Here is a 12,727-nt window from a genome sequence, read left to right on the forward strand (position 1 = left end):
GCCTCGCGCTTCAGTCCCGCGCCCAGGATTTGTAGCTGCCGACCCGGGCAATTCGATTGAGCGGCAGCAGCGTGCGAAGTGCCTGCCGGTAGGCGTCCAGGTCGATGAAAGTGTCCGAATCCACGGGCATGCCATGCAGGTGCATGACTTGGCGCAGGGTGCGCAGCGCGGGTAGGCGCTGGTCGACCACCTCGGTGAGCAGCGCCGGCCCCGTGAGGTAACTGAGGCGCTCGGCATAGCGGTAGAAGCCGGCCGGGTCCTCGGCCAGGCTGGGCTTGCGGTCGTAGAAGTCCGGTTCGGCCAGGTAACGGGCACGCATTTCCTCGGAGATCGCCAGCAAGGTCGGATTGCCCGCGTGGCTGCCGATCAGGCTGTTGGCGTACAGGCAGTACATGCTCATCTTCTCATTGGCCATTGGCGGCGCGAGCAGCAGGCTTTCTCCTGTGGCCAGCAACTCCACCTGGTCGATCGACTCCCCAGGCTTGCCGTTGAGGGTGCGCGGTTCACCGGGCGCCAACAGATAATCGTCCACGTCCATGTACAAGCCACCTTCCTGGTACAGCAACCAAAAGCGCAGGACGTCGCAGGCCGAGGCATAGTGGCGGGCCACGCCGGCGTTGCCGCCAATGGCCGCCTGGTACTGGGCGTAGTAGTTGCCCTGGCTGAACGTGTGGAAAAACGGCTGCTCTTCGAGGGGGACGACCTCAAGCCCTGGCGCGTGCTCGGCGAGCTGGCGCAGGTTCTGGGCATAGGCTGCGGGTGTCGCCTTCGACAGGTACAAGCGCAGTGTGTATCGGCTGTCGCGAAGACGGGCGGCGTTGCTCGCGAGGTTGGTCAACAGCATGGGCTCGATGACCTTGTCGCCTAGCCAGATGCACGAGACCTTCGCTGGTATAGGGCTGGCGCCGGCTCCAGGCCCCGATGGCAGCTCGACCGGCAGCGGCAGGTCGACACCAAGGGCGCGCAGGGTGGCGGTGCGCGTGGCGTTGCTGACTTCCCGCCCGGGGGCGACAGGCACCAGGTCCGTGCTGCCGGTGCGGGCGACATAGCGGACCGGATCGACCTCGTTGAGGCTGTCGAGCTTGACGAAGGCATCGTGCTTCATGTCATAGATCATCTGCGTGCGATGGCCGTCGATGCGTGCGCTCAACTGGTCTGGGCTGCTGCTGTAACGGGGTGTCCTGGTGACCGCTTCGATGATCGCCGGGTCGCCGTCGGGCAAGGCAGGGATCGGCGCGGGAATGTGAAAGTACGGCCCCACGTCCGTCTGCGGCAGGTGCGGTGGTTCGATCGGGCTCAGCGCGTAACCCCATCGCTCATTGATCCAGCTGGGGGTAACGAAGCCTTCACTTTTCACGCGAAACAGCTTCGCACCCCGGCTCAGCGCTTGCGAGGCCAGCGGCAATGCGTTGAACAGGCCATAGGTGAGGGTCTGCACGCCACTGGCCTGTTGCTCCTGGGTTCGGCCGTGGATGATCTGGTCAAGGCCCAGACCGAACTGGGCGACACCCCCCACGGCCAGCATTGGGGCAAGGCCTGGCATCACGAAGGTCAGCGGGGCCAGCAGGTTCATGGCGCAGGTCAGGTAGTCGCGCCAACGGGCTTTGCTCACCTCGTTATCGCTGGTGATGATGAAATCGGCATCGGCGTAGCTGCGTTGGCGCTGCTGTTCGCTGAGCGCGGTGAACAGGTCACCGGTGATGACGGGGCTGTAGTGGTCCGGGCGATAGTTGACGTATTCGCGCGGGGCCCAGTAGCCGCTGCGGGTGAAGCCGGCGCGTTGCGTCGAGAGGCGATACATCGAGGGGTAGGCGCCGAGGCCGGCGAGTGCGGTATCCAGGCCACTGAAACTGAGCCCATCCGGTGTGTCCTGGAGCGCGAAGAACTGCCTGAGCGCCTGGCGTTTGGCTGCGTCCTTGCACTGATCGGCGAACCAATCCTGCATCAGGCCTTCGCTGGCGAACTCGAGCAGGGGCGCGCTGTTGCCTGGCATGTAGAGCAGGGTGAGGCCGCTGCGTGTATCACGAATGCATGGCAAGTGGCTCGCCACGTAGCCATAGACGTTCAGCAATCGCACCTGGGTCGAGTCTTTGGCGCACGCCAGCCCTGCCGCCTGCCAGGCCAGTTGACGCGCAGCGTCCGACAGGCTGCCTTCGGCCGCCTGTTTGTTGCAGGCGGCGATGAAGGCGATTTTCGCCGAGGTCCGGTGGCCTTCCAGGTGCGCGGACCAGTACCTGTCCAGCATCGCCCGGTAGCTGGCGTGGAAGTCCAGCGCCCAGATAAAACGTTCGAACGCCTCGGCTGGCAGCTGGATATGGGTGTCGCGGGAGTATTTCTGTGGCGTGGTCTGGCGAAACAGGCCGTTGTAGATGCCGTAGCCTGGGCCATTGGCAAGGGCGGAAGGCGGGTCCAGGTGATCGACGAGGGTGATGCGCTTGTCATCGGGGAAGGCGCCGGCCCATGGCGCGCCAAGGGCGGCGCCGATCAGGTCGTTCGCCGACTCGCCTTGCCAGTTCGACAGCACGGCCTGGGTGAGGGTCATTTTCTGGGTGACGACAGCGACCCGACCGATGCCCGGTCGCCATTGATGATGAAGCACCACCACATCGCAGCGATCGGGGTTCACATCCAGCCCGCGATCGCCAGCCCATTGGCGGATGGCTTGGGCTGCGGCGCGGTCGGGGCGCGGAACGTTGGCCAGGTGATCGCGCACAAATTGCACGCCGGCATCGTTTACATAAGAAGGGGTCATCGTAATGCTCGCGTGGTTAGTCGAGGGTGCACGATGGCGTGGATGCGGGGGCCGGAGGGGGTAGTTAAATAGCGCCTGTTCGCCAAGGCGCATCGCTTGGCAAACAGGCCAGGCGCGGGGGAGTTCCTTCAAGGCCCGCGAGATGATTCGACACGTTGAAGGCCATGCACTGCCGGGGCGCGAGGTTGCGGTAGCGTCGCGCCTCGTCGAACCCTCACATCTGCCGTGCATCGTTGCTGTTGCAGTTCGTCATCTCGACGTTTTGCGTGCCGACGGCACTAATGCACTGGCCTTCGCCAAGCGCCGATTGCAGCAGCACCGGAATCTCCCGATTCAGGCTCGATTCGAGGGGGGGGGGGCGAGTTCGGCCTCATAGGCGACCAGCAGGGTGCCGGCGTTGCTGGTTTGGGGGGCTGCGTTGCGGGCCGGGATGACGGCCTCTGCCGATCTGCCAGATGAGTTACCCAGGACTTGGTCGTTTTCTGAGGACGTGTCGGTGAATGTGACTGCGCCACGCAGTGTGTGGCTCAGGCGCGCTCATTGGGCAGGCGCAAGCGCAAGGGCGTGATGTCGCGCTCGTCGGCGGGCTCGTCGTCAAAGCCCACCGGTACCTTGCCGCGCAATTGCCAGGCGAAGGCGATGATCTCGGCAATGGTCAGGTACAGCGCTTCGGGGATCTGTTCGCCCAGCTCCAGGCGCGCCAACAGGCGGACCAACTCGGCGTTCTCATAGATCGGCACCTCGTGTTCGCGAGCGATGGCGAGGATGGCCTCGGCCAGCTCGTCGTCACCTTTGGCGCTGAGGGTGGGAGCCTGCTGGCCGTCGTAGGTCAGGGCGATGGCCTGGCGCGGTTGCTTGTCGGTCATGCGTTTTCGTCCACCCAACGTTGTTCCAGGCGCGTGCGTGCCCCCTGGGGCGGAATGCCCGGGTGACACTGCAGTTCGCCCACATCCAGGCCTCGGGCCACCAGGCGTTCGCGCAACTCGCCCAATTGGCGTTCGATCAACTGCGCAGTCTGCTGCTGCTCTGCCCACAGCTGCCCTGACAACCGGCCCTGGCTCAGTTGCGCCTGGACCTGCAGCGGGCCCAAGGGTGGCAGGTCGAATGCCAGCTCGATTCGCCACAGCGACTCCAGCGGATCGCGCTGACTGCGCTGCGAATCGGCCTGTTGCTCCGGGGTCTGCTCCTGCTGCAGCTTGACCTGCAGTGGAATGAACTCCTGGCCATGGCGGATGGGAATCTCGGTCTGCCAGGTGGTCTGCAGGTTGCCGTTCTCGGTGACACCGGTCTGCTGCAGGCTGGCCAGCTGATGGCTTTGCAAGCGCGAGATGGCGGCGGCGGCCAGACGCAGCAATTGTTGCAGGTCGCCTTCGGCTTCCAGGCTCTGGAGCAGGCGCGAGGGCAGGGGAAAGGTGCCAGGCTGGGGCCGTGGGCTATTTCTGTCGAGCATGCCCAGGGCGCTGCGGGCGATGGCCGGAAACGCCTGAGCCAGGGTGGCGGCGGTGGCGGGGCTGCTCAGCGCGCTGCTGGGCAGGTCGGGAAACGTTTGGGCCACCAGCCGGACCAGCTGTGCCTTGAGGTCCGGCACCAGGCCTGCACCGCCACCGCCGAGTAGCTTGGCCTCGAGGAACGCGCCACTGTTGCTCAATGCCTGGGCGAGGGTCTTGGCGTCGCCGAGCTGGCGGGCCTCGGGCAGGCTGGCCAGCAGACGTTCGGCGCTGGTCTTGAGCTCGTCATTGGCGCCAGGGTCGCGGGTGATCTGCTGCAGCGCATTGAGCAGACCCGATAACGAGGCTTGGCGACTTTGCTGGGTGCCGAGCTGTTGGGCGATCGCCAACTGGTCCTGACGGCCGCTCAGCGGCACGAAGCGCAACGACTGATCGCCTTGGACCTGCGCGCTGAGCAAGCTGCCCACCGGCAGGGGGCGTGGGCTGTCCACCGTCAAGGTGGCCCCGGCCTGGGCGCTGTTGAGCAGGCTGACCAGAGAGCGGAAGCTCGCCGCCTCGCCAGGTGCCACGGCCTGCGCCTGGCTAGTCAGCACCTTGCCTTGCAGCAGGGTGCCGACCGGTACTTTGTCGGTGTCCAGGCGAGTGAGGGTGGCGATGTTGTTGGCATTGGCTTGCTGCAGGAGCACCGTCAGGCGGTTGCTGTCAGTCTGGGCGACGGTCACTTGGCTGCCTTGAGGCAGGGGTTGGCTGGCGCTGGCCTGCAGTTGGGTCTGGGTGCCGTTGGCCAAGGTCAGGCGCAGCAGCAACTGGAAATCCTGGCCCACCTGGCGCAGAGAGAGCACATCGGCCCGGGCGGTCTCGCCTGGGGCCAGCAGGCCGGGCTGTGATTGCAGCAGACGCAGCAGCTCGCCGGTCATCGCAGCCTTGCCCGCCTGGAGTCCGAGCGTGGATTGTGCGCCGAGACTATTGATTTCAGTCATGATTGTATACAACCTGTCGGACCCGCCCTCTTGGCAGCGAGACGTCCCATGTAATAATGCCCGCCGTCCGCCACTGCCACTATAACGGCAGTGACCGGGGCGACTTGAGACACTGGGGTTCAGCGCGGGTTCGCGCGGACTACGGCGCGCGGCGCTGAACCCAACATTGATAAGGCGAAACCGTGACCCTTCATCTCCAAGCCGCGGGCCTGGCCTGCGAGCGTGACTGGCGATTGCTCTTCGAGCATCTGGACTTCCAGTTGCGGCCCGGTGACATGCTGCAGATCAGTGGCCCCAACGGCAGCGGCAAGACCAGCCTGCTGCGGTTGCTGGCCGGCCTGATGCAGCCTACCGCGGGTCGGATTCTGCTCAATGGCCAACCGTTGGCCGAGCAGCGCCATGCGCTGGCCAGCATCTTGCTGTGGATCGGCCATGCCGCCGGGATCAAAGACCTGCTCACCGCCGAAGAGAATCTCGCCTGGCTGTGCGCACTGCATCAGCCGGCCAGCGCCCGGGCCATCTGGCAGGCGCTGGAGGCCGTGGGGCTTCGAGGATTCGAAGATGTGCCTTGCCATACGTTGTCCGCCGGCCAGCAGCGCCGCGTGGCCTTGGCGCGGCTGTATCTGGACAGCCCCCCGTTGTGGATCCTCGACGAACCCTTCACCGCTCTGGACAAGCAAGGTGTGGCGCAACTGGAAGCCCACCTGGCGGCCCATTGCGAGCAAGGTGGCACGGTGGTGCTGACCACCCATCACAACCTCGAGCGCAAGCCATCGGGTTATCGAGAACTGAACCTGGGGCAGTGGGCGGCATGAGTGTATTCATCCTGTTGCTGCGCCGCGAGGCGCGTCTGTTGTGCCGCCGCCCGGCGGAGCTGGCCAACCCGTTGGTGTTCTTTGCGATAGTCGTCGCCTTGTTCCCTCTGGCGGTCGGTCCTGAGACACAATTGTTGCAAACCTTGTCGCCAGGCTTGGTCTGGGTCGCGGCATTGCTGGCCGTATTGCTGTCGCTGGACGGGCTGTTTCGCAGCGACTTCGAGGACGGCTCGCTGGAGCAGTGGGTGCTGTCGCCGCATCCGCTGGCACTGCTGGTGTTGGCCAAGGTGCTGGCACACTGGATCTTTTCCGGGCTGGCGCTGGTATTGTTGGCGCCATTGCTTGCCTTGATGTTGGGGCTGCCAGCTGGCTGCCTGCCGGTGCTGCTGGGGTCGCTGCTACTGGGAACCCCGGTGCTGAGCCTGCTGGGCGCGGTGGGGGCGGCACTGACTGTGGGCCTCAAGCGTGGCGGCCTGCTGTTGGCATTGTTGATCCTGCCGCTGTATATCCCGGTATTGATCCTGGGCAGTGGCGCCTTGCAGGCAGCATTGCAGAATATGCCGGCGACCGGCCATCTGCTCTGGCTGGCCAGCCTGACGGCCCTGGCGGTGACACTGGCACCTTTTGCGATCGCGGCTGGCCTGAAGATCAGCGTCGGCGAATAACGAGTCCCGGGCTTCCAAGCCCGGCAAATACCGTGGATGTACCTTGATGAAGATAAGCTGGACGTGGTTCCACAAGCTGGGCTCCCCCAAATGGTTCTATGCCATCAGTGGCCGCATGCTGCCTTGGCTGAGCGGGTGCGCCATTCTCCTGCTGCTGGTCGGTGTCATCTGGGGCCTGGCCTTCGCCCCGCAGGATTACCAGCAGGGCAACAGCTTCCGGATCATCTACATCCACGTCCCCGCCGCCATGCTGGCCCAGTCCTGCTATGTGTTGTTGGCGGTGGCTGGCGTGGTGGGGCTGGTGTGGAAGATGAAACTGGCTGATGTGGCCGTGCAGTGCGCAGCGCCCATCGGTGCCTGGATGACGGCCGTGGCGCTGGTCACCGGGGCGATCTGGGGCAAGCCGACCTGGGGCAGTTGGTGGGTCTGGGATGCCCGACTGACCTCCATGCTCATCCTGCTGTTTTTGTACTTCGGCATCATCGCCCTGGGCCAGGCGATCAGCAATCGTGACAGCGCGGCCAAGGCTTGCGCGGTTCTGGCGATCGTCGGTGTGGTGAACATCCCGATCATCAAGTACTCGGTGGAGTGGTGGAACACCCTGCACCAAGGCGCCACCTTCACCCTGACCGAGAAGCCGGCCATGCCTTCTGAAATGTGGCTGCCGCTGTTGCTCACGGCATTGGGTTTCTACTGCTTCTTTGGCGCTGTGCTGCTGCTGCGCATGCGCCTTGAAGTGCTCAAGCGCGAGGCGCGCGCCAGTTGGGTCAAGGAGGAAGTGTTGAACAGCCTGGGTCGGAGGGCCGCGTGATGAGCTTCGCTTCCTTCAATGATTTTTTGGCCATGGGGCACCATGGTCTGTACGTCTGGTCGGCTTACGGCATCTGCCTCGCGGTGCTGGCGCTCAATGTCGCCGCACCGCTGCTGGCTCGGCGCCGTTACCTGCAAGAAGAGGCGCGTCGTCTGCGCCGGGAGAACAACCAGTGAATCCTCAGCGCAAGAAACGCCTGTTCCTCATCCTGGGCCTGCTGGTCGGTGTCGCCATCGCCGTGGGCTTTGCGCTGAGCGCCCTGCAGCAGAACATCAACCTGTTCTACACCCCGACCCAGATCGCCAACGGCGAGGCGCCGCTGGACACGCGCATCCGTGCCGGCGGCATGGTCGAGAAAGGCTCGGTGCAGCGCTCCCCCGATTCGCTGGACGTGCGCTTCGTGGTCACCGACTTCAACAAGTCGGTGCCGATCACCTACCGTGGCATCCTGCCCGACCTGTTCCGTGAAGGCCAAGGCATTGTCGCCCTGGGCAAATTGAATGCCGACGGCGTGGTGGTGGCCGACGAGGTCCTGGCCAAGCATGACGAGAAATACATGCCGCCGGAGGTCACCAAGGCCCTGAAAGAAAGCGGCCAGGCCGCGACCGGCACGGAGCCCAAGCCATGAACGCGGCATTGGTCATCCCGGAGCTGGGGCAATTGTCGATGATCCTGGCGATTTGCTTCGCGGGGGTCCAGGCCAGCGTACCGCTGCTTGGCGCCTGGCGCGGCGACAGTCTGTGGATGAGCCTTGCGCGGCCTGCGGCCTGGGGGCAGTTCGCCTTCCTGGCCTTCGCCTTTGCCTGCCTGACTCACGCCTTCATGACCGACAACTTCTCGGTCGCCTATGTGGCCAGCAACTCCAACAGCGCCTTGCCCTGGTACTACAAGTTCAGTGCGGTGTGGGGCGCCCACGAAGGTTCGCTGTTGCTCTGGGCCCTGATCCTCGGCGGCTGGACCTTCGCCGTTTCGGTGTTCTCGCGCCAGTTGCCGCAAGTCATGCTGGCTCGGGTGCTCGCGGTGATGGGCATGATCAGCGTGGGCTTCCTGTCGTTCCTGATCGTCACCTCCAACCCATTCGAGCGCCTGCTGCCGCAGGTGCCCACGGACGGACGCGACCTCAACCCGTTGCTGCAGGACTTCGGCCTGATCGTTCACCCGCCGATGCTGTACATGGGCTACGTGGGCTTCTCGGTGGCCTTCGCCTTCGCCATCGCCGCACTGCTCGGTGGCCGCCTGGACGCGGCCTGGGCGCGCTGGTCGCGGCCTTGGACCATCGTCGCCTGGGCCTTCCTGGGCGTGGGGATCACCCTGGGCTCCTGGTGGGCCTACTACGAGTTGGGCTGGGGCGGCTGGTGGTTCTGGGATCCGGTGGAAAACGCCTCCTTCATGCCATGGCTGGTGGGCACGGCACTGATCCATTCGCTGGCCGTCACCGAAAAGCGCGGGGTGTTCAAGAGCTGGACGGTACTGCTGGCCATCGCCGCGTTCTCGCTCAGCCTGCTGGGTACCTTCCTGGTGCGCTCCGGGGTGCTGACCTCGGTGCATGCCTTCGCCGCCGACCCTTCGCGCGGTGTATTCATCCTCATCTTCCTGCTCTTCGTGGTAGGTGGTTCGCTGGCCCTGTTCGCGTTTCGAGCGCCTGTGGTCAAGAGCCAGGTGGGCTTTGCCCTGTGGTCGCGGGAAACCCTGTTGCTGGCCAACAACTTGGTGTTGGTCGTGGCCGCCTCGATGATTCTGCTCGGTACGCTCTACCCTCTGGTGCTCGATGCCTTGACCGGCGCCAAGCTGTCGGTCGGTCCGCCTTACTTCGATGCGTTGTTCCTGCCGCTGATGGCATTGCTGATGGTGGTGCTGGGCATCGGCGTGGTGGTGCGCTGGAAAGACACCCCCGGCAAGTGGCTTGTGGGCATGATGACTCCGGTGTTGATCGGCAGCGCTATCCTGGCACCGGTCGCGGGCTTGATCGTTGACGATTTCGAATGGCCTGCCTTGAGCGCCTTCGCCCTGGCCGCCTGGGTGGTGCTTGCCGGCGTTCGCGACATCTTCGACAAGACCCGCCACAAGGGCCTGGCCAAAGGGCTGCGCGGCCTCTCGCGCAGCTACTGGGGCATGCAGCTGGCGCACCTGGGCCTGGCGGTTTGCGCTTTGGGCGTGGTGCTGGCGAGCAGCAACAGTGCTGAGCGCGACCTGCGCATGGCCCCCGGCGAAAGCGTGGAACTGGGTGGCTATCACTTCCTGTTCGAGGGGGCCAAGCATTTCGAAGGGCCGAACTTCATTTCCGACAAGGGCACTGTCCGGGTAAGCCGTGATGGCCGCGAGGTGACCGTGCTGCATCCGGAGAAGCGCCTGTATACGGTGCAGCAATCGATGATGACCGAGGCCGGTATCGATGCCGGTTTCACCCGCGATCTGTATGTCGCCCTCGGCGAGCCCCTGGACAACGGGGCCTGGGCGGTGCGGGTGCATATCAAGCCTTATGTCCGCTGGATCTGGCTGGGCGGTCTGCTGACCGCGCTGGGCGGATTCCTGGCGGCTCTCGACCGACGCTATCGCGTCAAGGTCAAGGCCCGGGTGCGTGATGTCCTGGGCATGTCTGGAGCGACTGCATGAAGCGTTGGATCATGGTGTTGCCACTGGCGGTGTTCCTGCTGGTGGCGGTCTTTCTCTACAAGGGGCTGTTCCTCAAGCCCGACGAACTGCCTTCGGCGATGATCGGCAAGCCCTTCCCGGCGTTCTCCCTGGCTTCGGTGCAGGGCGATCGTACGCTGACCCCCGCGGACCTGCAGGGGCGCCCAGCGCTGGTCAACGTCTGGGCGACCTGGTGCCCCTCGTGCAAGGTCGAGCACCCGTACCTGAACCAGCTGGCCGAGCAGGGCGTGGTGATCCACGGCGTCAACTACAAGGATGACAACGCCGCGGCGTTGAAGTGGCTGGCGGATTTCCACAATCCCTACCAGTTGAACATCCGTGACGAGCAGGGCAGCCTCGGTCTGGACCTGGGCGTGTATGGCGCACCGGAAACCTTCCTGATCGATGCCAAGGGCATCATCCGCTACAAGCATGTGGGCGTGGTCGATGCCACCGTGTGGCGCGAGCAACTGGCGCCGCTGTACCAGGGGCTGGTCGATGAGGCTCAGCCATGAAGCGCTGGCTTGCTGCTGCCGTACTGGCGTTGAGTCTGACGGGCGTGGCCAAGGCTGCCATCGATACGTATCAGTTTCGTGATGACGCCGAACGTGAGCGTTACCAACAGCTGACCAAGGAACTGCGCTGCCCCAAGTGCCAGAACCAGGACATCGCCGATTCCAATGCACCGATTGCCGCCGACCTGCGCCGAGAAATCTTCCGCATGCTCGGCGAAGGCAAGAGCAACCAGCAGATCGTCGACTTCATGGTCGACCGCTACGGTGATTTCGTGCGCTACAAGCCAGCGCTCACCGGGCGTACCTGGCTGCTCTGGTTCGGCCCGGGGATTCTCCTGGTCGGTGGCTTCGTGGTGCTGGCGTTGATCGTGCGTCGTCGCCGAAATACTGTGGCAAACCCTTGCGCGCAGCTGTCCGCCGAGGAACGCGAGCGTCTCGCCAAACTGCTGGATAAAGAACAGACCCATGACTGAATTCTGGCTTAGCGCGGGCCTGCTGTTGCTCGCGGCCCTGGCTTTTCTGCTGATCCCTATCCTGCGTGGCCGGCGTCGGCAGCAGGAGGAAGACCGTACTGCCCTCAACGTCGCCTTATACCAGGAGCGTGTGGCAGAACTGGCTGCCCAGCAGCAAGCCGGAGTACTCGACAACGACCAGTTGGCCAAGGGCCGCGACGAGGCGGCCCGTGAGCTGTTGGCCGACACCGAGGGCGCCGAGGCGCCACGTCAGGGCCACTTGGGCAAGACCTTGCCGCTGCTTGCGGCGGTGCTGGTGCCGGTGCTGGGCCTGGGCCTCTATTTGCATTTCGGCGCTGCGGACAAGGTCGAGCTGACCCAGGAGTTCGCCCAGGCGCCGCAATCGATGGAAGAAATGACTGCGCGCCTGGAGCGCGCCGTGCAAGCCCAGCCGGACTCGGCCGAAGGTCTGTACTTCCTCGCTCGGGCCTACATGGCCGAGCAGCGTCCCGCCGATGCGGCTCGTACCTTCGAGCGAGCCGTGACGCTCGCAGGGCGACAGCCCGAGCTGCTCGGGCAGTGGGCACAGGCCCTGTATTTTGCCGCCAACAAACAATGGAGCCCGCAGGTACAGGCCCTGACCGACGAAGCGCTCCAGGCGGACCCCAAGGAGGTGACCAGCCTTGGACTGCGTGGCATCGCGGCGTTCGAGGGCGAGCGCTATCAGGAGGCGATCGATTACTGGCAACGTCTGTTGGCCCAACTGCCCGAAGGCGACGCGTCGCGCGCAGCCTTGCAGGGGGGGATCGACCGCGCCGCCGAACGCCTCAAGGCTGCAGGGGGCACCCTGGCCGCTGCGCCTGAGGCTGCACGCCTGAAGGTGCGGGTGGCCCTGGCGGATGCGCTCAAGGACAAGGTCAGGCCAGACGACACGGTGTTCATCTTCGCCCGGGCCAGCAATGGCCCACCCATGCCTTTGGCCGCCAAGCGCGTGACGGTTGCCCAGCTGCCAGTGGAAGTGGAGCTTTCCGACGCGGATGCGATGATGCCGCAGATGAAACTGTCGGACTTCGCGCAAGTCCAACTCGTTGCACGCGTATCGCGCGCCGGACAACCGACCCGAGGCGAGTGGATCGGCCAGAGCTCGCCGCTGCCCAACCGAACCCAGGGCACCCAACAACTGACCATCGACAGCCCAGATCCTTAAGAGAGCGATTCAAATGAACAGCACTGTGCGCTTGACCCTGATCACCCTGGCATTGGGTCTTTCTGCGTGTACGGTGCAGCCGCCGAGCCAGGAGCGCTTGCCGCCGATAGAGGCCCCTCATCCCCGCCAGGGGCCAGCGGTCAAACCGTTGCCAGGGGGGCAGCCGGGCACCCAGCCGAGCAAGCCCGCCGCCACGCCCAAAGCAATGCCGCGTACCTCTGCCAGCTTCGCCCCGCCACCAGGCGGGGCCAGCCATTGGGACCCGCGCATGGGTGTCTATGTCCTGGAGAACAAGACCAATACCTTCTATCGCCAGCGCACCTACTACCGCTGGAACAACGGCTGGAGCTGGTCGCTCAGCCCTGATGGACCCTGGCAGGAAACCGACAGCAGTGGTGTGCCAGGCGGTCTGGGACGCGCCTTCGCTCAGTAGTTCATCCGACCGTTACAG

13 protein-coding genes are annotated in these 12,727 nt (G+C 64.8%); 10 read left to right on the forward strand and 3 right to left on the reverse strand.

The genetic code is table 11. From position 1 onward, the window contains the following. Positions 1-10: 10 nt before the first annotated feature. The 3 genes from BLS27_RS15340 to fliK form a co-directional block, all read right to left on the reverse strand. On the reverse strand, positions 11-2,752 hold the full coding sequence (locus tag BLS27_RS15340; RefSeq protein ID WP_090345501.1) for a dermonecrotic toxin domain-containing protein: 2,742 nt from the start codon (positions 2,750-2,752) through the stop codon (positions 11-13). Positions 2,753-3,279: 527 nt separating this feature from the next. Further along, positions 3,280-3,618, reverse strand: coding sequence for an EscU/YscU/HrcU family type III secretion system export apparatus switch protein (locus BLS27_RS15345; protein ID WP_090345503.1), 339 nt, complete (start codon positions 3,616-3,618; stop codon positions 3,280-3,282). Further along, positions 3,615-5,180 (reverse strand): flagellar hook-length control protein FliK, encoded by a 1,566-nt coding sequence (gene fliK / locus BLS27_RS15350; protein WP_090345504.1) that lies wholly within the window; start codon positions 5,178-5,180, stop codon positions 3,615-3,617. The genes BLS27_RS15345 and fliK overlap by 4 nt, the downstream gene beginning before the upstream one ends. A gap of 182 nt (positions 5,181-5,362) precedes the next feature. Here fliK and ccmA point away from each other — a divergent pair, with 182 nt between their 5' ends. Genes ccmA through BLS27_RS15400 form a run of 10 tightly spaced genes read left to right on the forward strand, consistent with a single transcriptional unit; the run spans position 5,363 to position 12,709 of the window. Next, entirely contained in the window at positions 5,363-5,995 is a 633-nt protein-coding gene (ccmA, locus tag BLS27_RS15355) for a cytochrome c biogenesis heme-transporting ATPase CcmA (RefSeq protein ID WP_090345506.1), read from the forward strand. Continuing rightward, entirely contained in the window at positions 5,992-6,660 is a 669-nt protein-coding gene (ccmB, locus tag BLS27_RS15360; RefSeq protein ID WP_043212857.1) for a heme exporter protein CcmB, read from the forward strand. Before ccmA ends, ccmB begins: the two co-directional genes overlap by 4 nt. A 46-nt stretch (positions 6,661-6,706) precedes the next feature. Next, positions 6,707-7,471 (forward strand): heme ABC transporter permease, encoded by a 765-nt coding sequence (locus tag BLS27_RS15365; RefSeq protein ID WP_043212831.1) that lies wholly within the window; start codon positions 6,707-6,709, stop codon positions 7,469-7,471. Next, positions 7,471-7,647, forward strand: coding sequence for a heme exporter protein CcmD (gene ccmD / locus BLS27_RS15370; RefSeq protein ID WP_043212833.1), 177 nt, complete (start codon positions 7,471-7,473; stop codon positions 7,645-7,647). The genes BLS27_RS15365 and ccmD overlap by 1 nt, the downstream gene beginning before the upstream one ends. Beyond that, positions 7,644-8,099: a cytochrome c maturation protein CcmE gene (ccmE, locus tag BLS27_RS15375; RefSeq protein ID WP_090345508.1), complete on the forward strand. Its 456-nt coding sequence runs from the start codon at positions 7,644-7,646 to the stop codon at positions 8,097-8,099. The genes ccmD and ccmE overlap by 4 nt, the downstream gene beginning before the upstream one ends. Then, positions 8,096-10,084 carry a heme lyase CcmF/NrfE family subunit gene (locus tag BLS27_RS15380; protein ID WP_043212837.1) on the forward strand — a complete coding sequence of 663 codons (1,989 nt, stop codon included), beginning with the start codon at positions 8,096-8,098 and terminating at the stop codon, positions 10,082-10,084. The genes ccmE and BLS27_RS15380 overlap by 4 nt, the downstream gene beginning before the upstream one ends. After that, positions 10,081-10,617: a DsbE family thiol:disulfide interchange protein gene (locus BLS27_RS15385; RefSeq protein ID WP_043212840.1), complete on the forward strand. Its 537-nt coding sequence runs from the start codon at positions 10,081-10,083 to the stop codon at positions 10,615-10,617. Before BLS27_RS15380 ends, BLS27_RS15385 begins: the two co-directional genes overlap by 4 nt. After that, the gene (locus BLS27_RS15390; RefSeq protein WP_090345510.1) at positions 10,614-11,090 is read left to right on the forward strand and encodes a cytochrome c-type biogenesis protein; all 477 of its coding nucleotides are present in this window, start codon (positions 10,614-10,616) and stop codon (positions 11,088-11,090) included. Before BLS27_RS15385 ends, BLS27_RS15390 begins: the two co-directional genes overlap by 4 nt. Further along, positions 11,083-12,276, forward strand: a complete 1,194-nt coding sequence (gene ccmI, locus BLS27_RS15395) for a c-type cytochrome biogenesis protein CcmI (protein WP_043212845.1) — start codon at positions 11,083-11,085, stop codon at positions 12,274-12,276. Before BLS27_RS15390 ends, ccmI begins: the two co-directional genes overlap by 8 nt. Positions 12,277-12,289: 13 nt before the next feature. Beyond that, on the forward strand, positions 12,290-12,709 hold the full coding sequence (locus BLS27_RS15400) for a hypothetical protein (RefSeq protein ID WP_043212847.1): 420 nt from the start codon (positions 12,290-12,292) through the stop codon (positions 12,707-12,709). Positions 12,710-12,727: the final 18 nt, after the last annotated feature.

Origin of the sequence: Pseudomonas guariconensis (genome assembly GCF_900102675.1) — a bacterium.
GTDB classification, from domain to species: Bacteria; Pseudomonadota; Gammaproteobacteria; order Pseudomonadales; family Pseudomonadaceae; genus Aquipseudomonas; species Aquipseudomonas guariconensis.

Excerpts from the sequence above, each read along its gene's own strand:
- BLS27_RS15340 (WP_090345501.1), bottom strand. The coding sequence starts at position 2,752 with ATGACCCCTTCTTATGTAAACGATGCCGGCGTGCAATTTGTGCGCGAT.
- BLS27_RS15345 (WP_090345503.1), bottom strand. The coding sequence starts at position 3,618 with ATGACCGACAAGCAACCGCGCCAGGCCATCGCCCTGACCTACGACGGC.
- fliK (WP_090345504.1), bottom strand. The coding sequence starts at position 5,180 with ATGACTGAAATCAATAGTCTCGGCGCACAATCCACGCTCGGACTCCAG.
- ccmB (WP_043212857.1), top strand. The coding sequence starts at position 5,992 with ATGAGTGTATTCATCCTGTTGCTGCGCCGCGAGGCGCGTCTGTTGTGC.
- BLS27_RS15365 (WP_043212831.1), top strand. The coding sequence starts at position 6,707 with ATGAAGATAAGCTGGACGTGGTTCCACAAGCTGGGCTCCCCCAAATGG.
- ccmD (WP_043212833.1), top strand. The coding sequence starts at position 7,471 with ATGAGCTTCGCTTCCTTCAATGATTTTTTGGCCATGGGGCACCATGGT.
- BLS27_RS15380 (WP_043212837.1), top strand. The coding sequence starts at position 8,096 with ATGAACGCGGCATTGGTCATCCCGGAGCTGGGGCAATTGTCGATGATC.
- BLS27_RS15385 (WP_043212840.1), top strand. The coding sequence starts at position 10,081 with ATGAAGCGTTGGATCATGGTGTTGCCACTGGCGGTGTTCCTGCTGGTG.
- BLS27_RS15390 (WP_090345510.1), top strand. The coding sequence starts at position 10,614 with ATGAAGCGCTGGCTTGCTGCTGCCGTACTGGCGTTGAGTCTGACGGGC.
- ccmI (WP_043212845.1), top strand. The coding sequence starts at position 11,083 with ATGACTGAATTCTGGCTTAGCGCGGGCCTGCTGTTGCTCGCGGCCCTG.
- BLS27_RS15400 (WP_043212847.1), top strand. The coding sequence starts at position 12,290 with ATGAACAGCACTGTGCGCTTGACCCTGATCACCCTGGCATTGGGTCTT.